16 protein-coding genes and 1 pseudogene are annotated in these 21,649 nt (G+C 50.1%); 3 read left to right on the forward strand and 14 right to left on the reverse strand.

The annotated features are described in order from the left end of the window. Positions 1-164 precede the first annotated feature (164 nt). The 6 genes from KDW_RS03805 to KDW_RS03825 form a co-directional block, all read right to left on the reverse strand. Positions 165-2,219 carry an FAD-dependent oxidoreductase gene (locus KDW_RS03805; protein ID WP_233097602.1) on the reverse strand — a complete coding sequence of 685 codons (2,055 nt, stop codon included), beginning with the start codon at positions 2,217-2,219 and terminating at the stop codon, positions 165-167. A 50-nt stretch (positions 2,220-2,269) separates the two neighbouring features. Further along, complete coding sequence (locus KDW_RS33620; protein ID WP_233097603.1) at positions 2,270-2,572, reverse strand: 2Fe-2S iron-sulfur cluster-binding protein; 303 nt, start codon at positions 2,570-2,572, stop codon at positions 2,270-2,272. A 207-nt stretch (positions 2,573-2,779) separates the two neighbouring features. Beyond that, on the reverse strand, positions 2,780-5,188 hold the full coding sequence (locus KDW_RS03810) for an FAD-dependent oxidoreductase (RefSeq protein WP_151754733.1): 2,409 nt from the start codon (positions 5,186-5,188) through the stop codon (positions 2,780-2,782). Positions 5,189-5,220: 32 nt separating this feature from the next. After that, positions 5,221-6,552, reverse strand: coding sequence for an NADH-ubiquinone oxidoreductase-F iron-sulfur binding region domain-containing protein (locus tag KDW_RS03815; protein ID WP_151754734.1), 1,332 nt, complete (start codon positions 6,550-6,552; stop codon positions 5,221-5,223). Beyond that, complete coding sequence (locus tag KDW_RS03820; protein ID WP_151754735.1) at positions 6,545-7,285, reverse strand: hypothetical protein; 741 nt, start codon at positions 7,283-7,285, stop codon at positions 6,545-6,547. Before KDW_RS03820 ends, KDW_RS03815 begins: the two co-directional genes overlap by 8 nt. Before the next feature lie 3 nt (positions 7,286-7,288). Next, positions 7,289-7,819: an NADH-quinone oxidoreductase subunit B gene (locus tag KDW_RS03825; RefSeq protein WP_170296553.1), complete on the reverse strand. Its 531-nt coding sequence runs from the start codon at positions 7,817-7,819 to the stop codon at positions 7,289-7,291. Positions 7,820-8,373: 554 nt separating this feature from the next. Between KDW_RS03825 and KDW_RS32640 the strand changes: the two are divergent. From KDW_RS32640 to leuB, 3 genes and pseudogenes are all read left to right on the forward strand, one after another. Further along, positions 8,374-8,675 (forward strand): annotated as a pseudogene (locus KDW_RS32640) (Gfo/Idh/MocA family protein); the annotation flags it as partial. After that, positions 8,649-9,446: a Gfo/Idh/MocA family protein gene (locus KDW_RS03830; RefSeq protein WP_233097762.1), complete on the forward strand. Its 798-nt coding sequence runs from the start codon at positions 8,649-8,651 to the stop codon at positions 9,444-9,446. The pseudogene KDW_RS32640 and the gene KDW_RS03830, both read left to right, overlap by 27 nt. A gap of 122 nt (positions 9,447-9,568) precedes the next feature. Next, entirely contained in the window at positions 9,569-10,687 is a 1,119-nt protein-coding gene (leuB, locus tag KDW_RS03835; protein WP_151754737.1) for a 3-isopropylmalate dehydrogenase, read from the forward strand. Between the two features lie 29 nt (positions 10,688-10,716). Here leuB and KDW_RS03840 read toward each other — a convergent pair whose 3' ends face one another. The 8 genes from KDW_RS03840 to KDW_RS03875 all read right to left on the reverse strand — a co-directional run bounded on the left by KDW_RS03840 (position 10,717) and on the right by KDW_RS03875 (position 20,839). Further along, positions 10,717-10,941 carry a hypothetical protein gene (locus KDW_RS03840; protein ID WP_151754738.1) on the reverse strand — a complete coding sequence of 75 codons (225 nt, stop codon included), beginning with the start codon at positions 10,939-10,941 and terminating at the stop codon, positions 10,717-10,719. A gap of 23 nt (positions 10,942-10,964) precedes the next feature. After that, on the reverse strand, positions 10,965-15,158 hold the full coding sequence (locus KDW_RS03845) for a hybrid sensor histidine kinase/response regulator (RefSeq protein ID WP_151754739.1): 4,194 nt from the start codon (positions 15,156-15,158) through the stop codon (positions 10,965-10,967). Further along, the gene (locus KDW_RS03850; RefSeq protein ID WP_151754740.1) at positions 15,155-15,502 is read right to left on the reverse strand and encodes an Hpt domain-containing protein; all 348 of its coding nucleotides are present in this window, start codon (positions 15,500-15,502) and stop codon (positions 15,155-15,157) included. Before KDW_RS03850 ends, KDW_RS03845 begins: the two co-directional genes overlap by 4 nt. A 144-nt stretch (positions 15,503-15,646) precedes the next feature. Continuing rightward, complete coding sequence (locus tag KDW_RS03855; RefSeq protein ID WP_151754741.1) at positions 15,647-17,743, reverse strand: methyl-accepting chemotaxis protein; 2,097 nt, start codon at positions 17,741-17,743, stop codon at positions 15,647-15,649. A gap of 77 nt (positions 17,744-17,820) precedes the next feature. After that, the gene (locus tag KDW_RS03860) at positions 17,821-18,423 is read right to left on the reverse strand and encodes a chemotaxis protein CheW (RefSeq protein WP_151754742.1); all 603 of its coding nucleotides are present in this window, start codon (positions 18,421-18,423) and stop codon (positions 17,821-17,823) included. A gap of 115 nt (positions 18,424-18,538) precedes the next feature. Then, positions 18,539-18,904 (reverse strand): response regulator transcription factor, encoded by a 366-nt coding sequence (locus KDW_RS03865; protein ID WP_151754743.1) that lies wholly within the window; start codon positions 18,902-18,904, stop codon positions 18,539-18,541. A 105-nt stretch (positions 18,905-19,009) separates the two neighbouring features. Continuing rightward, positions 19,010-19,381: a response regulator gene (locus KDW_RS03870; RefSeq protein WP_233097604.1), complete on the reverse strand. Its 372-nt coding sequence runs from the start codon at positions 19,379-19,381 to the stop codon at positions 19,010-19,012. 54 nt (positions 19,382-19,435) lie between these two features. Then, positions 19,436-20,839, reverse strand: a complete 1,404-nt coding sequence (locus tag KDW_RS03875) for a DUF4388 domain-containing protein (protein WP_151754744.1) — start codon at positions 20,837-20,839, stop codon at positions 19,436-19,438. Positions 20,840-21,649 lie beyond the last annotated feature (810 nt).

Raw genomic sequence — 21,649 nt, forward strand, 5'->3', positions numbered from 1 at the left:
GTGGTCCCGCCAATAGCAATCTGAACACAGTCAAGCACAATTGCTGACCCGGTGGCTATAACAGGATACTTATAATTGTAACACGAACGGCAGGAAATTCAGGATGAGACAACAAAAACCGAACCTCCGAAGAGATCCGGTTTTTGTTGTCTTCTTTGTGCGGATTAGTCGCGGATCGAGCGAGCAGGCAATGGACGCACCAGCGGGCTCATGACCGGCAGGTCTTTCTTGCCACGTGGTAAGCGCTGACGCACCAGATAGTTTGGTGCATTGGCCAGGTCGTTCTTCTCCAGCGTCACATCTTCGCCAAAGCGGTTGAAGAAGGAGAGCTCAAAGTTCGGGGTCTCACCCAGCGCACCGTGAGGGCACACCTCGACGCAGTCGCCGCAGAAGATACAGCGATCCAACGCGAAGGAGTAGCGTGAGAGCGAACGCTCAGCCATCATCAACGAACCGGTTGGGCAGACCTGCACACAGGCGCCACAGGAAACGCAGTCGGTATCATGCAGGCTGACATTGAAGGGAGTCGAGACAATCGTATTAAATCCCTTACCAAACATACCGTAGCAGTCGGGTCCAATCACATCGTGACAGACACGCACGCACTGGGTACAGTTGATGCACTTGTTGGGATCGCGCAGGATAAAGCTGTGCGAAAGATCCGTGTCATAATCATGATAATCGCTGGGCTCACCATCATGGAAGCGGTTGTCGGCCAGACCATGCTCGATACTGTACTTCTGCAGATCACACTGACCGGCAGCCGGACAGGCACACTGCAGACAGCGAGCCGCCTCACGCTGAGCCTGCTCTTTCAAGTAACCCATCTCGATCAGAGCAAAGCTCTTCTCGCGCTTCTCATATGGCAGCATCGGCATCTTGACTTTGGGCTCAACTGGCTTGTACGGCACGATGTCGAACAGGTCAGGACGGCGCTCCTCAAGCTCCAGGCGGCGTGCCACCTCACTCATATCCTCACCCATCAGATAGGAATGGATTGAGCGCGCACCCAATTTACCTTGCGCCACACTCTCAATAATTGTACTGGCCCCTATCTGGCAGTCACCACCAGCAAAAACACCCTCGCGGTCTGACATGAAGTTATGCGGATTGGTCTGGATCGTCTTCCATTTGGTCCATTTGACGCCGGAAGCATCATCAAGCACTTTGGTATCCACAGCCTGGCCAACCGCTGGTATCACCGTGTCACAGGCAATAGTAAATTCAGAACCTGGGATAGGAACTGGCCTACGACGCCCACTGGCATCGGGCTCTCCCTGCTTAGTCCGCTGATACTCGATACCAACAACCTTACCATTCTCTTCCAGAATCCGCTGCTGGGCAGATCGCACCTGTAAGTGTGTCCCCTCAGCGATACCATCCTCAATCTCCTCGGCAGTAGCGGTCATATCAGCACGCGTACGATAATATGTGGTGTGAACAGTTGCACCCAGGCGCAACGAAGTACGCGTGCAATCAAAAGTGGTAAAACCACCACCAATCACCACGACCTCATCCCCTTCTTTCACAGGAACTGGCTTACCCTCAACTTTATCGTACAGGAAGCGGATAGCGTTGACCACCCCCTCGGCATCCTCACCCGGCACACGCATCGACTTACTGGTCCAACAACCAATGGCCAGATAGACAGCATCAAATCCCTGCGCGAATAGATCATTAAGCTCAAAATCGCGGCCCATCTTGACATTGCTCTGCAGGTCTACACCAAGCTGCCAGACCTGGTCAAGCTCACGATCCATCATATCCTTAGGCAAACGATATTCAGGAATACCATAACGCAACATACCACCGGCCTGTGGCTGCATATCGAAAACCTTGCAGTAATGACCACGCAAGGCCAGATAATATGCACACGAAAGACCTGCAGGGCCCGCACCAACAATAGCGACTTTTTTACCCGTCGGAGGATCCTGCACATACGGCAGCGGAGCATCCAGCAGACAAGTTTCAGCGGCGTGGCCATGCATACGGCAGATGGCAATCTCTTCGTCCACCAGCGTACGGCGGCAAGCCTGCTGACAGGGAGCGGGACAGGTTAAACCCAGGATATAGGGAAAAGGTAGGACCTCTTTGACCAGGCGGGCCGCTTCCTTCATCTCACCCTGAGCGATCAGTTCCAGGTAACCCGGTATATCGATATGTGTCGGACAATCGACCTGACAGGGAGGCTGGCAGTAAGCATTATGGTCTGAGAGCATCAGCTCCAGGTTGGTGCGGCGTAAATGGAATAGGTCATCGGAAGTAGTGGTTACACGCATACCAGGGGAAACGGGGTGTTACAAGAGGGCAAGGGTCGCTCAATGCCGTCGATATGTACCAGGCACATCCGGCAAGCCGAGGTCGGCTCCAGCTTCTCATCATTGCACAAATTTGGGATATCCGAAATCCCGTTGTCAATGGCCACGCTCAAAATTGTCTGTCCCTCATACGCCATCAACATCCTACCATCGATGTTGACTGCAAAACCAGGGTGCCCCAGTTCATTTCGCGTTATTGGACTGGAAAATTCTTGAGACGTGAGAGAGAACGTATCGCGTGTTACGATCGTCATAGTTCTGCCTCTTTTTCGTAGTTCCTGAACAGTAGGAACGACTTCTTATGATGTACGTTTCATAGAATATATCTATCCTTATAGTACCTCAAACAACTAAAAACAACCAGGGAATAGGAGATTTTTCGCTATTTAAGTGCAAAAAAAGAAGACAACAAAAACCGAACCTCAGAAGAGATCCGGTTTTTGTTGTCTTCTTTGTGCGGATTAGTCGCGGATCGAGCGAGCAGGCAATGGACGCACCAGCGGGCTCATGACCGGCAGGTCTTTCTTGCCACGTGGTAAGCGCTGACGCACCAGATAGTTTGGTGCATTGGCCAGGTCGTTCTTCTCCAGCGTCACATCTTCACCAAAGCGGTTGAAGAAGGAGAGCTCAAAGTTCGGGGTCTCACCCAGCGCACCGTGAGGGCACACCTCGACGCAGTCGCCGCAGAAGATACAGCGATCCAACGCGAAGGAGTAGCGTGAGAGCGAACGCTCAGCCATCATCAACGAACCGGTTGGGCAGACCTGCACACAGGCGCCACAGGAAACGCAGTCGGTATCATGCAGGCTGACATTGAAGGGAGTCGAGACAATCGTATCAAATCCCTTACCAAACATACCGTAGCAGTCGGGTCCAATCACATCGTGACAGACACGCACGCACTGGGTACAGTTGATGCACTTGTTGGGATCGCGCAGGATAAAGCTGTGCGAAAGATCCGTGTCATAATCATGATAATCGCTGGGCTCACCATCATGGAAGCGGTTGTCGGCCAGACCATGCTCGATACTGTACTTCTGCAGATCACACTGACCGGCAGCCGGACAGGCACACTGCAGACAGCGAGCCGCCTCACGCTGAGCCTGCTCTTTCAAGTAACCCATCTCGATCAGAGCAAAGCTCTTCTCGCGCTTCTCATATGGCAGCATCGGCATCTTGACTTTGGGCTCAACTGGCTTGTACGGCACGATGTCGAACAGGTCAGGACGGCGCTCCTCAAGCTCCAGACGGCGTGAAACCTCGTTCATATCCTCACCCATCAGATAGGAGTGGATCGATCGAGCATTCAGCTTACCCTGTGCGACGCCTTCAATAATCGTCTTCGCGCCCATCTGGCAGTCACCACCAGCAAAGACACCTTCACGATCCGTCATGAAGTTATGCGGATTGGTCTGGATCGTCTTCCATTTGGTCCATTTGATACCGGAGGCATCATCAAGCACGCGGGTATCCACTGCCTGACCGATAGCCGGAATGACAGTATCGCAGTTCAGGATAAACTCTGAACCAGGGACGGGAACTGGACGGCGGCGACCGCTGGCATCAGGCTCACCCAACTTATTACGCTGGAACTCGACACCGGTAGCACGACCATCTTCAGTGATCACACGAGTCTGGCTCACATAGAGTTGTAGATGTGTGCCCTCGGCCTCACCATCCTCAACCTCTTCAGTTGTAGCACCCATCTCAGTACGACCACGACGATACATAGTGTGCACGTCAGCACCCAGGCGCAACGAGGTACGGGTACAGTCGAAGGCAGTGAAACCGCCACCGATAACGATGACTTCATCGCCGCTCTTCACAGGAACCGGCTTACCCTCAACTTTATCGCCCAGATAGCGGATAGCGTTGACCACCCCCTCGGCATCCTCACCCGGCACACGCAGGTCGTTACTGGTCCAACAACCAATCGCCAGATAGATGGCATCAAAGCCCTGTGCGAACAGATCATCGAGCGTGAAGTCACGACCCAGTTTCACATTCGCCTGGAAATCAATACCCATATCCCACAGCTGCTGGAACTCACGGTCCATCATATCCTTAGGCAAGCGATACTCAGGAATACCATAACGCAACATACCACCAGCCTGTGGCTGCATGTCAAAAACTTTACAGTAGTGACCACGCAAGGCCAGATAATATGCAGCGGTCAAGCCCGAAGGACCACCACCAATAACAGCAACTTTTTTACCCGTTGGGGGATCCTGCACATACGGCAGCGGTGGATCCAGCAGACAAGTTTCAGCGGCGTGGCCATGCATACGACAGATGGCAATCTCTTCGTCCACCAGCGTACGACGGCAAGCTTTCTGACAGGGAGCCGGACAGGTCAGACCCAGTGTGAATGGGAATGGCAACACCTCTTTAACCAGGCGGGCCGCTTCCTTCATCTCACCCTGAGCGATCAGTTCCAGATAGCCCGGAATATCAATATGCGTCGGACAATCAACCTGACAGGGAGGCTGACAATAGGCATTATGGTCTGAGAGCATCATCTCCAGGTTGGTACGGCGCAGATGAAATAACTCGTCAGAATTGGTAGCAACCACCATTCCTGGCTCAGCTGGCGTGTTACAGGAAGGCAAAGGACGCTCCGCCCCTTCAATGTGCACCAGACACATACGACAAGCCGAAGTTGGCTCCAGCTTCTCGTCATTACATAAATTTGGGATATCCGAAATCCCGTTATCAATCGCCACACTCAGGATCGTCTGGCCTTGATACGCTTGCATGGTCTTCCCATCAATGGTTAGCGTAAAACTGGGATGCCCCACATCATTACGCACCATCGGAGGCTGCGAAGCCTGAGCTGCTGGTGAGAAATTATCTCGGATTGATATAGCCATGTACTTCCTCTTCCGAAGTTCCTAGGATCTAACTAAGGCAGAACGTGCTTCGTCACAAAACGATGGGCACGCACCGGAACACAAGTGCCAGTGGGGCAGCGCTGTTCCTGAATATGCGTTGTAAAATGCTCTGGCCAATAACGTTTTGCAGTCTTTAAGGGGTTGGTCGCCTGAACGCCAAAGCCACATAAAGAGCCATTGGGCACATAATCTGCGAATTCATCCAATACATCAAGGTCCCCACTTACGCCGAGATCGCTCACGATCCCTTCGAGGATACCTGTAATACGTTTCACCCCGAGACGACAAGGGACACATTTACCACATGATTCTTTGGTCAGATATGCGCTCTGGCCCATTGCCCAGGATACCATACAGGTATCAACGGGTAGCAATTCTATAATGCCTGAACCAACGATCACACCCGCCTCTTCCAACGGATCAAAATCATATGCTGTATCCAGAGCGGACAGCGGTAAGGCACCACCTTCGGCTCCTCCAACCACCACAGCACCAGCAGCGTTAGCCGCCGTACTGAGTCCGGCATGGTCCAGAATATCACGCAAGGTAGCTCCGAAAGGAACTTCCACCACCTGTGGCTCACTGGTAGGCGATGCGTAAACGGTAAGTAGCTTTGTGCCACCGGTCATCGCTGAACCGACGCTAGCAAACGCTGCCGCACCCTCACGGACGATATATGGTACATTGACCAGCGTCTCGACCGAATTGATCGCGGTTGTTTTGCATATCCATAAGCCATATTGCGCAGGGAAAGGAGGACGTTGCTCAGGCATACCACGACGCCCTTTAATCAGCGCCATTTGCACAGTCTCTTCGCCACCCATGAAGCCCATTTCAGCGCCGAGCACGCTAATAGTACAAGAAAAATCAGTGCTGAGAATATCACGCCCGACAAGATTAGCTTCTACAGCTTCCTGCACGGCCTGCTGGACCGCGGCATGTGCTGCTGCTGAGGTGCTACGAGTAAAAAGATATGCCTCCGAGGCACCTACTGCATAGGCGGCCAGGAGAATGCCCTCGATAACCTGATGAGGATTTTGTTCCAGCAATGTGCGAGCCGCCAATGAGCGGCTATCGGCGTCATAGGCGTTACAAATAACGTATTTCTGATCATCTTCTGACTGCCGTGTAATACGCCATTTTTCACCCGTTAAACGACCAGCACCGCCACGTCCACGTAATTTTGCGTCAATAACCTGCTGATTCACCTGTTCAGGGGACAGTTCGCGAAGAGCTTTTTCCAATGCACTATAGCCACCCTTGCTGCGATAGGCGCTCAAAGAGCGCACATCGGCGTTGGCGCTGTGCTGTAGTACACGATAAGATTGTTCAAATTTAGGCATCTGGCTGCCTCACATGATTAATATTTCCCCATACACCACGCTTACTTGAGGCCAGACCACGTGAAGGTTGATCCTCACGAGTAATGCCTTTGACAGCAGGAGCGGGTTTAAACTTTGGACTCATTGTAGCGATGCCAAAGATATCGCTAAGATCTACACCACGAGCCTGGACGATACGCTTGGCCGCCTGCAATGGAAAATACCCATAGATATCCATCACTGCATCTAGCAGACCAGGAAGGGCACCGGCTTCTTGTGACCAGGTGGCCAACAACATATCAACCTTGCTCAGGTCAATTTCTGGCTCCAGATGATCTTTTACCGGCATAGCCACACAGGGGGTCACAGGCTTGTTGAAGTAATCAACCGCATACTCAGAGATACGCGATTTGTAAAAGCCAGCATGAGAAGTGCCGGTGGCAGGTGCAAGCTTACGTGGAGTGAACTTTTCAGCTCCCTCACGGATGTAAGACTTAAACCACGGACGATCTTTCCACTCCTGAAGGGGCTCATACTCAATCGTGATGGCACGAGGAGGACAGGCTTTTTCACAGAGCAGGCAGGATTCACACTTCAAATTAAACTCGGTCTTCAGACCTTCCTGCGCGATTAATTGAATCAAACCACGGCTGCGCGGTGGCAGTTTGGGCTTCTCATAAGGATAGAGTCGTGTTACCTTTGGCCGAAACATATGGCTAAAGGTCAGACCCATGCCTTCCAGGATACCACGCATACACTATACCTCGATTTCCTTTTCGCCGCGCACTTTCAGACCTTGTTTGGCAATCTTCTCACGTAACTTCAGGATACCTTCAACCAGTGCTTCTGGTCGAGGAGGGCACCCTGGCACATATACATCGACAGGGACGATGGTGTCGACACCCTGCACGGTATAGTAGCTATCGTAAAATTCGCCACCAGAGTTTGCACATTGACCCATGCTCAATACCCACTTTGGCTCAGGCATCTGCTCCCAGAGAAGACGAAGGCGCGGACCCATCTTCACCGAAACGGTTCCAGCCACGATCATCAGGTCAGCCTGACGGGGACTGGAACGGAAAACCTCTGAACCAAAACGAGACAAGTCATAGTGCGCCTGGGCTGAAGCCATCATCTCAATAGCGCAACATGCCAGTCCGTAGCCTAAAGGCCACACGGATTTCGATCGGGCCCAGTTCTGCGCCCACTGCAGCATATCAGCTACGCTTGTAAGCTGAACTGGAAGCTCTTGATCTCCCGGGACATATTCATGGGGTCCGGTCGCCATCGATATTGGGATTGGTTTACGACGACCTGCTGTTTTCCCATTTTCGTTGATTTCGCTGCTCATTATAATTTCACTCCTAGGCAATGGTTCAGCAGCACCTATTGCTTGGTATGGATGATTGTAGGGTTCTTTCTCAAGACGGGGGCGATGTATATACACTCCATCTGCGACCTATTATAGCACGTTTCGCACAACCACGCTATAAACACCCACACAAGCGTGCGCCCCACGCGAGTCCCCTTTTCGGCCGGAATTCAAGGGACAGAATCGCAGTCTCTCCCTTGTCAGACAACCAGACGCTTTGGTAAACTGTGGAGTGTTGATAACATTTCAATGGACCCGACTGGTGCCAACAAGACATCAACACCATCTATTTAATCTGGCTTATCCCAAATTATACGAACGGCATTGCTTTGATCCTATCCACAATGTGGTGTCTGTTTATTAAGACGTATCACCCCTATTATGTGGATACTGCTTTAACAGGTACGTCCTGAAGGTCGCTGCCAATATGCAAAAACGATCAGCAGCATTAGTAGAAAGAGATAGAAAAGATGGATCTCACATCTCTGAACGTTGCCATTGTCGGTTGCGGTAATATTGCCGGAGCCTATGCCAAAACACTCCAACCATATCCACAGATCAAGCTGCTGGGAGCAACCGATATTGATCTGGCACGCGCTGAAGCCTATGCCGCAACGTATGGGGCAAAGTCTATCCTTCACTGGAAGCGATACTTACAGATGAAGCGGTCGATCTGGTGATTAATCTCACCATTCACCATGCTCACGCTGAAGTGATTACTCAATGTTTAAATGCCGGCAAGGACGTGTATAGTGAGAAGCCCCTCGCCCTGACTTCTGAAGATGCCCGGCGTCTGGTCAGTCTGGCACAGGAGAAAGGTCGCCGTTTAAGTGGTGCTTCCATCACTATTTTAGGTGAAGCCCAACAAACAGTATGGAAAGCTATTCGTGACGGATTAGCAGGCACGATACGTCTGGCCTACGCCGAAGTCAACTGGGGCCGCATCGAATCCTGGCATCCAGCACCTGGACCCTTCTATGATGTCGGCCCTCTCTTCGACGTCGGCGTATATCCCTTAACGATCCTGACCAGCATTCTCGGGCCAGCACGCACTATTACGGCCTTTGGTAAAGTGCTCTATCCTGATCGTGTCACAAAAGAAGGCGTTGAATTCCATATCTCTACCCCTGATTTTGCCGTGGCCGCGATCGAGTTTGAAGGCGGCGCCGTAGCTCGACTGACCACAAATTTCTATGTCGGCCATCATGGAAAACAAAAAGGCATCGAGTTTCACGGAGACAAAGGCTCGCTATACTTAAGTGATTGGCAAAACTTCAATGCCAGTGTGGAGCTTGCTGAATTTGGTGGTCACTATGAGCCCATTCCTTATGTCAAAGAACCCTATACAGGTACTGAATGGAGCCGTGGCGTAGTAGATCTGGCAGAGGCCATTCAAAACAATCGCCCACAACGCATTACTGGTGCACAGGCAGCGCACGTAGTAGAGATATTGTGTGGCATTCAAGAGTCATTCCGTACAGGCAAGCCAACCACCCTGACATCAACCTTTACACCACCGGAACCAATGGATTGGGCTCGCTAACCTTACGTACCAGGGGCTCGTCCAGTCCGAATTATTGTTCCACTGCCAGCAAGAAGAAAACGTCTTTGCTGGCAGTGCTCACCCCTAGCAAATGTAGTCAAGCAGAAGAAAGGCAATATCGTATGGGAAACTATACAATCACTGTTCTACCTGGAGATGGGATTGGTCCAGAGGTTACAGAGCAAGCCATTCTCGTTCTAGATGCCATTGCCAGTCGCTACCAGCATACCTTTACCTATCATAAGCGTCTGGTAGGCGTGGCCGCAATTGAGGCTGAAGGTGAAGCTATTTCAGATGAGTCCCTGGCATTATGCCGGCAAAGTGATGCCATTCTGTTTGGTGCCGTAGGTGGTCGTTCTGACTATGCGGGTCGAGATAAAGTCAAACCAGAACAAGCTCTTTTTAAATTACGCAAAGGATTACAGTTTTTTGCCAATCTGCGCCCGGTAAAGCCGCTCAAAAATCTACTCAGCGCCTCAAGCATCAAGCCAGAAATATTACAGGGTACCGACCTGCTGGTGGTGCGTGAGTTAACTGGAGGACTATATTACGGACACTTAGAGCCACCAGTTCCCGGTAAACCAAGCGAGATTCGCCAGACAGAACATGGAACAGAGGCTATCGACACGCTGCTTTATACAGAAGCCGAAATCGAACGTATCCTGCGTGTCGCCTTTGAGGTTGCCCGCGATCGCCAGAAGAAAGTAACTTCTGTGGATAAAGCGAATGTTCTGAGCTCTTCAGTCCTGTGGCGACAGGTAGCGAACCGTGTTGCGGCAGAGTATCCCGATGTTGCATTTGAGCATCTCCTGGTTGACGCCTGCGCCATGCATTTGATCCGCAAACCAACCAGCTTTGATGTCATTGTAACGGAAAATCTCTTTGGGGATATCCTCACTGATGAAGCATCTATGCTCGCGGGTTCAATGGGTATGTTGCCATCAGCAAGCCTGGGTACACAGAAGACAGCCCACGGTCGCCTGGGCCTCTATGAACCAATCCATGGTTCAGCACCCGATATTGCAGGACAGGGCAAGGCAAATCCGATTGCCGCAATCCTCTCCGCAGCCATGCTTTTACACTATTCACTGGGATTAAAGGACGAGGCATTCGCAATCGAGGCCGCTGTCGCAAAGACCATTGAAGAAGGATATCGCACAGAGGATCTGCGTGAGGCAGGAGCGACAATCATCAACACACAGCAAATGGGACAAAAAATCGCAGCCGCTGTGCTTAAATAAGCATATAAAAGCATAGCAACTGCGATTTGTTATCCCATCATCGCTTTCGGGCAATGACCCAGAGCTTTTAATTTTCCCCGGGTCATTGCCAATTTTTGCAGAAGTTCCTCGGAAGAAACCTGCGCTGTATCTACAGGTGCCGCCGTTTCTGAAGTTCCCTGGCTCGCGGCCACCCGGGCCTCTAATTGTGCCAGTTCATCCAGGATCATTTGACGCTGAATATACCAGCGCGTTACCGACCGTTCAACACCCATCAATACACCTGCATTCTATCTTCCTAACGAGTTACTGCTCCATATACTAATGAATTAATAGTATTGAGCAATTCCTCATCTTGATATGGCTTCACCACATATGCACTTGCACCAAGTGACATTGCACGTTGCTGGTGTTTAGCCGCCGCACGTGATGTGAGCACTACCAATGGTAACGTTCGATACTGTTCCTGCGCTCGCACAGTAGAAATCAGTTCATAGCCATCCATACGCGGCATCTCAATATCGAGGAGAACCGCAGCAGGAGTGTCCTGAGAAATCATTTCCAAGGCTTCAACACCATCACGGGCCATTTGAACCGTCCAGCCATGCTGTTTAAGCATATTGCTCACAACACGACGGACACTCGGACTGTCATCGACCACCAGGATATGCTTACTACCACTTTCTGGTGTCGTGGCTGCCGCTGCAGTGGGCCGCAATGGCAGATTTTGTGACTTGTTCGAGACATCAACACGCTGTTTTACCTGTCCAATTGAGGCAACTACGTCACGCTTTAAGAGTGGCATACTACCAATCTTCGAGGAGAGCAACGAGGTTAGCTCAAGCACAAGGACGACGTGACCGTTACCGAGAACAGTACCTCCAGCGATTCCCTCGACATCTCGTAAGTGTGGACCGAGATTCTTCATCACCGTATCAAACTTACCACGGATCTCATCAACCACCAGAGCAACGCGATGACCACCAGCATTTACCAGCAACAACTGCGCCTTATCATCGATAGACGCCGTAGTAGGCAAAGATAAGTACTGTGCCAGCATGTTCAAAGGATACAGGTCATTGCGCACAATCACTGCTGCCTGTCCACCAGAGCTGGTGCGCTTAAAGTTATCCAAGCGACCAATCGACTCTACGTGAACCGTTGGAATGGCAAACTGCTGTCCAGAAACCTTAACCATCATCGCGCTTTGGATAGCCAGGCTGGTAGGGAAGGTCATGGTAAAGGCAGTGCCTAATCCAGGAGCAGATTCGACCGCCAGGGTACCACGTAGACGTGAGACGCTATCGCGTACTACGTCCAGACCAACCCCGCGTCCACTTTCTTCACTCAGGAATTCCGCAGTCGAGAAACCCGGTTGGAAAATCAAGGATACTACGTCATCTTCACCAATGTGCTGATCAGCACGAATAATGCCACGCGCGATAGCCGTACGCCGTACCTGCTCACGATCGATACCATTGCCGTCATCGCGCACCGTAATCATGATCTGATTACCTTCATAAGAAGCCGAGAGCTTGATCTGCCCCATCGGAGACTTACCGCGCTGGATACGTACATCTGGTCTTTCAATCGCATGGTTAACTGCGTTACGAACCAGATGCAACAAAGGCCCGGCAATCTCTTCATAAACAGTACGGTCAACCTCAGTGGTCTCACCTTCCAGCACAAAGTCGATCTCTTTACCCTGTTTAAGCGCCACCGCACGCGCTGCGCGGTACAATCGAGGAGCCATCGTTGACAACGGCACCAGACGAACCTTCATCAAATGATCCTGGAAAGTCGCATTCAAGCGATTTTCACGAGCAAATACACCTTCACATTCACGAATGATTGTATCCATTTCGGTGCTCAATGTTGCCATATCCGAGATACCTTCGCTCAAACCACGAGCAAGTTGATGGAATTCGGTATAGCGGTCAAGTTCTAGTTCATCAAATTCTGATAAGTGAGCAGGTACCGCACGTCCGTTTTGCCCTGTTCTGCTCTCAACTCCCTTAGGAGCAGGCAATCCAAGGGCTGTATTAGAGGCAAGCAAGCCACTCTGAGTACCACGAGAGAGACTTTGATCGCCCTCACCAGGCATAGCCTGGACCGAACGTCCGCTAGGCAAGGTCGCGGCTTCAAAACGACTATCTAACTTCTGGCCGACATCACCCAGACGATTACTACTTACAGCCACGTCCGAAACCAGACGCACCAGACGCTGAATACGCTCCTCAAGTACGCTACGGTTCACCAGCATTTCACCAAAGAGGTTGACCAATTCGTCCAGTTTTTGCAAGCGCACACGCACACTCAGATCACCATGTGTACGAGGTGTAGGTCCATCAGGCGTCTGCTCGCCAGCCACAGTGTTTATCGCTGGTTGGACAGTACTATGATCATCATCATCCAGATCTTCTTCCATGATCTGGTTAGATGAACTGCGCTCGCCAAGGAATTCTACGTAGCGTCTATGCAAATCCCGAACTTTACTGTCCGCAATCACAGCATCATTTCCTGTGATCAACAGTTCTAAAGCCTCTGCCGTATCCAGGATCAGGCTAACCACTGTTGGCGAGATCGCCATGGTCCCTTCCATAATCAGATCAAGCAGATCTTCAGACACATGGCTTAAGTCGGCGATGGTTTTAAAGCCCATCATACCTGCGGCACCCTTAAGGGTATGGGTTGCACGGCGAATACCCTGGATCAGATCCCGATTTCCAGGATTCTTCTCAAGCGCGGCTACGTGCATACTGATCGATTGCAGATGTTCCTCTGCCTCGAGTCGGAAAATTTCTGCCGCCTCTTCGCCAAAGTCACTTGTGCTAAACGAACTTGCCGTCGTAGTCTTACCAGTTGCTTCGGTCACAGGCATCGATACGACAGGAGGTTTTGGTGCCGTCCGGGTTGGATCAGGCCCCATAGGTGCAACATTGGAAGAGGGCACCGTGGTTGTCAATCCATGGGTATTCGATCTACCCTGGTTTTCAGGCGTCGTTCCACCTGATGTTAAACCTGCTGCCAGTGCTGCAGATTCATCACCACCCCTATTCATAATCTGGTTCAGGAATTCCTGCCGAACCTGAATCTCAATGTCGCTACGCAGACGAGATTCTAATTCCTGCATCGATTCGCCATTGAGCGCTGAAGAATTGGCAACAGGCCCTTGCGTCCTTTGGAGATTCGCATATTCCTGGCGCACCTCATAGCGAATCTGCTGCTCTAGCTCGGCTCGCTCACGTGCCGAAACGCTGCTTTGAGCCGCATATTCCTGACGTAACTCTTCACGTAACTGCGCCTCAATCTCAGCTCGTAGGGCAGCGGGATCTCCCTGGCGCTCAAACGTTACCCGTTCACGCAATCCATTAGTATTCGGGTCAACCGTTACATCCCATGGGCTCCAGCCCATATCTTGTCTTAACTCATGAACATTGCGGCCATTCAGCTGCTCAAATGCCTCACCACAGGACTGGATGGAAATATGTAATTGCTGCAGAGTTAACTGCATTTGCTCATCAGTCAGTTCAACCCCACCCGTAATTTTGTGAATAAGGTCTAATACCTTTTTGAGCTTTGCATTAGAGACCCACATCACCGAAAGTGGTAAATAGCGACGAACTTGTTCAGGACTATTGCGCAAGTTCAGGCCCATAGCCTTGCCTGCCCATATTTCCATACGGTCAAGCGCATCTTTTGAACCATTCAAGAAGCCCTTAAATTCACCGCGCTGAGCTTCGATGACACCCATCGCATCTCGCAACTGCGCCACTACATTCTTTAATGAGGCCGCCTGCGTTTCCAGTGATTTCGTCTCGTTCTGGACATCTTCATATGCCTGTGGCAGATGAGACGCCTGTTCTTCAACTGGGAGATTCGCGGGAACTGATGGAAGCATGTATTGCTGCTCATTTACATCAGTTGGGAGCAGGTACTGCTGCTCGTTTCCACCAATCTGACTATCATATTGAGGGTATGTCATTGATGGCTCTTCAGCACGAGAAACACCGGGATCGGCAAATATTGAAAACGGCTGGACAGACTCCGGCATCTCAACAGGACGCCGTGTAGAAGCCATCAACGTATCTAAGGCGCTGGTTGGTGTATTCTGGATAGTGGGCTCCGCTGGAGCAGGCTCTGGCGGATTATATTCTGGCTGCGTTGGAGTCACTGGCACAGGTGACATTGAGGAGGTTGTATCAAAACGCGTCCCCAATGCGGGCTCTTCAGGCCAACCAATATCTTCACCGGATGGAACAGATTGAGTTCGGAAAGAAGCCAACACCTCATCAAACGAAGGCATCGATGATGATAACGGCGATTGAGGTGGAGGCATTTCAAAAAATGGCGTAGGCGGAAGAGAAGAAGGTGTAGCCGGCGTCTGAGCAGGGTAACTTTCCTGAACAGGTGCGCCATCTCCCACAGGAGAATTAGCAGATTCAACCAGAGCACGATAGCGAGCATAGTCGGCATCATCCTCCGCAATCACAGCTTCTTCATCAATACCACCGCGGATACCTCCAGGAGTCTACGCAGACGGTCTAATGAACGCTCTAGAAGTCCCCTTGAGGGATCATCCAGCGTAATTAGACCATCCAAAGCGTCACCCAGGATGTCTTCCATACCATGAGCCACATGGGCCAGGCCAGGAAAGTCCATCATGGAAGCGGAACCGCCAATGGTGTGAGTGCGGCGGTAAGTTTCTTCGAGGGCATCCATGTCGCCAGGTGACTGTGCCAGTCGCCCGAGGTTCGTCTCGATTTCTGGCAAATAGCTATTCACCTCTTCGATAAACGAATCGAGGACGGATAGTTTATCAAATGTGTTCGACATGTTGCGCGTACTCACTTAACTATTCTGGTGTTACCTCTCCCTCGCTCTCCTCTTTCATCTCTAGAGAAGAACAACCATGGGAGAAGTAACACCTTACTTCTATAGACTTACTACATCATAATTGTAGAGAGGCTATATGAACGATTACTGATTCTGGTCGTGAATTTCATTCTGCCAGCTTGGGCGTGAATTAGTAGCCTGACCAGGATACTGTTGTGGCTGCTGCTGATATGGTGACGGAAGCAATCCAGAGTTGGGCACCTGCTGTCCAAAACCAGAATTCGCTGGTGGATAGAAGGGCTGACCCGGATTAGGATTGCCAAAGTTCTGGCTCGGGTTTGAACCACCAAAATTCTGACCCGGATTAGGATTACCAAAGTTCTGGCCAGAGTTGGGAACACCAAAGTTCTGGCCGGAGTTTGAACCACCAAAGTTCTGGTTAGAATTATATTGTGATGCACCAAAACCAGCATTCTGGTTCTGTTGATTATCAAACTCACTTAAATCGCTGAAATCTAACTGATTTCCAAAGAACTGCTGGTTATTACCATTCCCACCAAAGTTGTTCTGGTCTGGCATCTGAGACTGGAAACCTCCAGGTGGCAAGGCAGCTGCATTATTGAAGTCTGACTGACCATTCAGTGAAAACTGTCCAGAACGGGTTCCCATAGAAACTAATGAACCACTATTGCCAGGCTCAGGGAGCGGTGGAAAATTCCCACCGAAGCTCTGTCCCCAACCATTATCGGAGCCAGCACCAAGGGCATTTCCAAAGGACTGATCGCCCTGGTCAGACATTTCACTCATTGCGCTTACATTAGAGAACGAGCCAAGCATGTCATTTGTACGATCTGGCAGGCGGAAAGTTGATACCGAAGCACGCAATTGCTCAGAGAGTTCGGCCAGATAACTTACACTTACTGCTGCTTCCTGTGTACCAGCATCGGTCTGACGTGTGATTTCCGAGATACGACCCATAGCAACAGCAACAGCTTCAGAAACTGAAGTCTGTTCGTTCGCAGCGCGAGCGATATTTTCAATCATTTGCGCCTGTCGTTCTACCGCACTATAAATAGAGTTCAATGAGCGACCAGCATCGTCAGCCAGTTGGGATCCTTTAACCACTTCCTGGGTGCTATCTTCCATAGCCACAACAGCTTCGTAGGTATCACCCTGAATACTTTTTACCAGTGTGGCAATACGTTTGGTAGATTCTGTTGAACGTTCTGCCAGCAGGCGGATTTCATCAGCAACAACGGCAAATCCACGACCATGCTCACCAGCCATAGCCGACTGAATAGCGGCGTTCAACGCCAGCAAGTTGGTCTGATCAGCGATGTCCTCAATGATACGAACAATTTCACCGATTTCGTTCGAACGCTCACCAAGACGTTTAATTTTCTTAGCGGTCTCCTGTACGTTCTCACGAATGAGCATCATACCCTCAATCGTTTGACGCACAGCTTGTTGACCATTATTGGCACTACGGAGCGCTTCCTGCGCCATATCCACACTCAACTGGGCGTTGCGAGCTACGTTCTGGATAAAGACGGCCAGCGCTTCTACAGCCTCAGTCGTCTGGATAATTTGTTTTACCTGTGTCTCTGAGGCCTGAGCCAACTCAGCCGAGCGGTCCAGAATGCGCCGTGTAGCATTGGTTACCTGTACAGCGGTGGATTGTACACGACCTACAACCTTGGCTAGCTCTTCAATCATATAGTTGAACGAGTCGGCCAACACACCCAGAGTATCCGGTGTTACCTCAGCCTGTACACGTAGATCACCATCACCAACTGCACTTACTTCCTGCAGCAACTTCTCAATCTGTGCTTGCAAGGCGGCTGCGTCATTTCCACCGCCACCCATAGCCACACTGGGTGAAGAACCCTGGCCGTCTAAAACAGCATTTAATGAGCTGGCCAGCTGACTTAGCTCACCATCACCATTTACCGCTGCACGTACCGAACGATCTCCGCTGGCAAAATCGCGACAGACCTCTGCCAGACCCAGTAAATTGCTTTTGATACTGCGTTGTATACTAAGAGTAAAGAAGAAACCAATAATAGCAACAATAACAGCACAGGCAAAAGCAACATAACCAGCGGCATTTGCACCTGCACCTAAAGCCAAAAAACCAACGACGAATAAAAGTATTGCAGGAATAATAGCCGAGGAGCCATATAGCCCTAGCTTAAGCGGCCCGCTAATCGCCGAACCGCTTCTATTTTGATCGGGATTCATCCGCCAGACCTCCAGTGATAAAAAATATATCTATCTCAATTTAGGCAACCATACGACAGGTTACCGCCCTATTATCATTAGGCCTTATAGCGCTGCATTTTTTCAGAAAAAAGAATATGGGCTACATCCAGGACTACAATTACGCGATTTGCTAATACCGCGCTTCCTGTAGCATATGGAGCCACCCCGGATGGAATAGTAGCCTGGCGTACATTTCCATTGATGGCTGAGGCTGGAATCGGCAGCATTTCACTCACCCCATCCACAGCTAAACAGATAACCATTTCATTACTCTGTAGCGATAACAAACGCGTACGTGGAGTATATGCCATCTGCTCTACGCCTAAAAACATTCGTAAGTCTACCACTGAGACAATAGAACCACGCAGGTTCATTACCCCTTTAACCCAGGAGACAACATTGGGGACTGGCGTTAACTCAACGAGTCGCTCAACGCCTTGTACCAACTCAGCCTTGACCGCCAGTTCATGATCAGCTAAAGAGAACACGAGGTATTGCTCCCCAATAGCTGCAGGAGGTGGATTTTCTCCATCCGGAGAACCCACACCGAATTGTCCCTGCGCGAGTTGTAGCTGCAGGGCTGCAACTGATGGCGACTGTGAGATTAATTGCTGAATGGCAGCAAAGGCTTCACGTTTTTTCTGATCTTCACTGGACACAAAACTTACTCCATATAGGGCACAAGAAGCGGGAGGCTCTTATGCGAGATCATTGGCGGAAGATAAGCAGAGGCGAATCCTTTGCCCTTGCTTCACCCTCCACCAGTGCAATATCTTAAATAAGACGTCGCACACTAGCTACTAACTCATCACCATTAAAGGGCTTGGTAATATAGAGGTCAGCCCCCTGTCGCATTCCCCAGGCTTTATCCAATGGGGTATTCTTGGACGTCAACAAAATGATTGGGATATTCCGGCTCATTTCTGAGTTTTTCAACTTCCGGCATACCTGGAAACCATTTTGTTTTGGCAACACGACATCAAGTACGATACATTGTGGACGTTCTCTAAATACTTTCTCCACCGCCTCTTCCCCATCAACGGCCGTCACAACATCAAAGCCGCTATTGCGCAGTGGCGTGACGATCATCGTCAGCTCTGTCCAACTATCGTCCACAACGAGTATTTTCTGCCCAGGCATCTGATTATAACCTTTCCTAACAAGCCAATCTGCATTGGGAATTCTAGCTCACCCTTCAAACCGCCCTACCAAAGATGCCGAGCATCAATAGTACTATGACCGGGATTAGCCGCGATAGCGTAAGCGAGGGCGTGTCCCCTCCTGTTGGGCGGGTACACGTTCTTGCCAGTTCGCAAGATGCTTTTTGACTGTTTGCACTAATTCAGCCGAGTCAAATGGTTTCGTTAGATACTCTGTGGACCCCGCTAAGCGGCCTCGCATCTTGTCAAACAAGCCATCCTTCCCACTCAGCATAATAATGGGAATTTGCCGAAACTGCAAGTGTTTGCGTATTATCTGGCAAATTTGGTACCCATCCATCCGCGGAAGTTGGATGTCTAACAAGATAAGGGCCGGCATCTCATCAGCAACAGAGGTCAACGCGCTGAGCCCATCGCCAACGGTCACCACCTTGATATGTTCTCGCTGTAATGTCATTTGCATTGCGCACAGTGGGACTATCGTCTACGACGAGTACTGTTGGTTCAGCCATTAGATTGACCTCCTTCGCGTATCAGGCGACCACATTTCCCCATTATTATCAGCGGGGTTCTGCCAATTTTGTACAATTCCTAAAGAAGAGGGTTGAATAGTGTCTCGACCCCGGGACAATTGGGTGTTTCGATGCGCCCGGTAAATCTGATATTGTTGCACTTCATGATCGATCTCAGACAGGAAAATCCGCCAGGCAACGGTTAATTGCCGACCAATATGCGAATTACCAACTTCGTCGCGCAACAATTCAGTAAAGATCATACGCAAAAAAGCCACCAGGCCTTGTACGGCTTCCCAATAAAATTCTTCGAGTTGCTCGCCCTTCACAAGCTTGTTGAGGGTCAGTATATCATTACAATCAAGTTGACCATAATGGAATGATGTTGTTTCCAGAATAGGAAATTGTTGTCGGGCAAAGGCTTGCAACTGGGGCATAAACCGGCGTTCCAGATAACGGGCGATTTCCATGGAGGGTATATTTCCGCGTCCACGTAAACTGCGCGCATAGGAGCCGTGGTGTACTAATAACCCATTAATACATTCTGAGAGCGTGGTAATCAATCCCAGCAGGTGTTGCTCAGGATTTGAAGATTGGCGCTGCTGCGCCAGTAAATATTGACATTTGATAATAATATTAGATAAATCACTCTGCAGTTCAGTCTCCAGAGCAGTATCTACCACTTCAATCAAATTTAACTCGAGCAGGCGAGCCATAATCCGGGCGACCCGAGCTTCAGGAGACATCAAAGCAAGAGCAACGGCTTGCAAAGTCAGTTCTCCATTGGAGAGGCACAAAACCTCAATACCCTCTTGATTCAGCCCTAAATTGCGAACATCATTGCTTACCTCGGGTTGCCAGCGAGCAACGGTTGTACGGGTCAGATGGGTCACACCTTCACCCATAATCTCTTCCCATTCATCCGCTTGCCGTAAAGCTTCAAGCAACACTGAATCAACGTCTAATGGCTGCATCTTACTTTCCATAGGAATAACCTGGCGATGAAAAGCAAAACGCCCATTGACCCAGCGCAAGGCATGGCTGATGGACTGCGTCACTAAAAATTCAAGTCGACGCTGCATCTCACTGGCGGTCATCCAGCCACGTTCAACCAGCAAAGCTAAAGACATATGCATGTCTCCACGCGCCAACTCACGAATATATTGTGCACGAGGAGGATCCAATTTATTGAGCAGACAAAGCATGCCCAACACATCGGGTTGGGGGACTCCATCTTCATGTAATCCAACAATCTGCCCTTTACGTAAGCTGATCGAAAGTGTCTCTGGTCCTGAGGTCACAAATAACTTTCCAGTTTTTCCACTCAGGGCCAGCATTTTTAAAATAGATTGAAGACCTAGCGTTTGCAGATCTCCATCCATGATGCGGTCTTGCTGCTCCATTCTTTTCCCAGTTCCTTTACCAGACTAGCTTGCGGATGCGATAAATATGTTCTATGCAAGCGGTCTTGTCACAGGCTCCTTGCGGATATCTATCCATAACTCCACATGGCCTGTTATGCCGGCAGCAAATCCCTGCCCCCACTAGCAGGTACGCAAACACAGCCGCCGTTGCTTTCTATGACATATGAGTGGTTTAGAAGACATCCAGATACATATTACGCAGATCCCTGATAACGGTTATACCAGCGTATAGCCCGCATACTGCAAGAGACCCATGTAGCTATGAAAAAAAGAGTTGCGTTGTCACGCACTATGGATGTCATTCTCATCATTGCTCCCATTCCTCCCCCCAACCTAAAAACACTGCTATCTTCCAACCGCATGTTCAGACGAAACAATCACAAACAATATGGGCAACATCTACACATTTCTACCACAAATATATATCTATTTTTATCTTCGCTATGATAAAAAGGGAGATTTTTTCTTCGGTACTTTGAAGAGGCATTTCCTTTTAGCGGCATAGATAAAAGGTCTATCCTCAAAGATAGCGGCTGCTATCCCTTCCCATCATAAGATATTGTGTCTTATCCATATATCCCCTCCCAACCCAATCCTGTTATCCTTCCACACATCAGGAAAGTTCAACAGATCTCCGGCATTAGCATACTAGAAATCCCGACTTTTCACCACCCCACTACTCTTCTGGGTATATCTATATACTATCGCGATTCAGTGCACAATGCCAGAACTTATTATGGCATACAGTAGCATAAAAAGAAACATCTTTGCCACCTTGTTTTTCCTATC

The sequence above is a fragment of the Dictyobacter vulcani genome (genome assembly GCF_008974265.1).
Classification (GTDB): Bacteria; Chloroflexota; Ktedonobacteria; order Ktedonobacterales; family Ktedonobacteraceae; genus Dictyobacter; species Dictyobacter vulcani.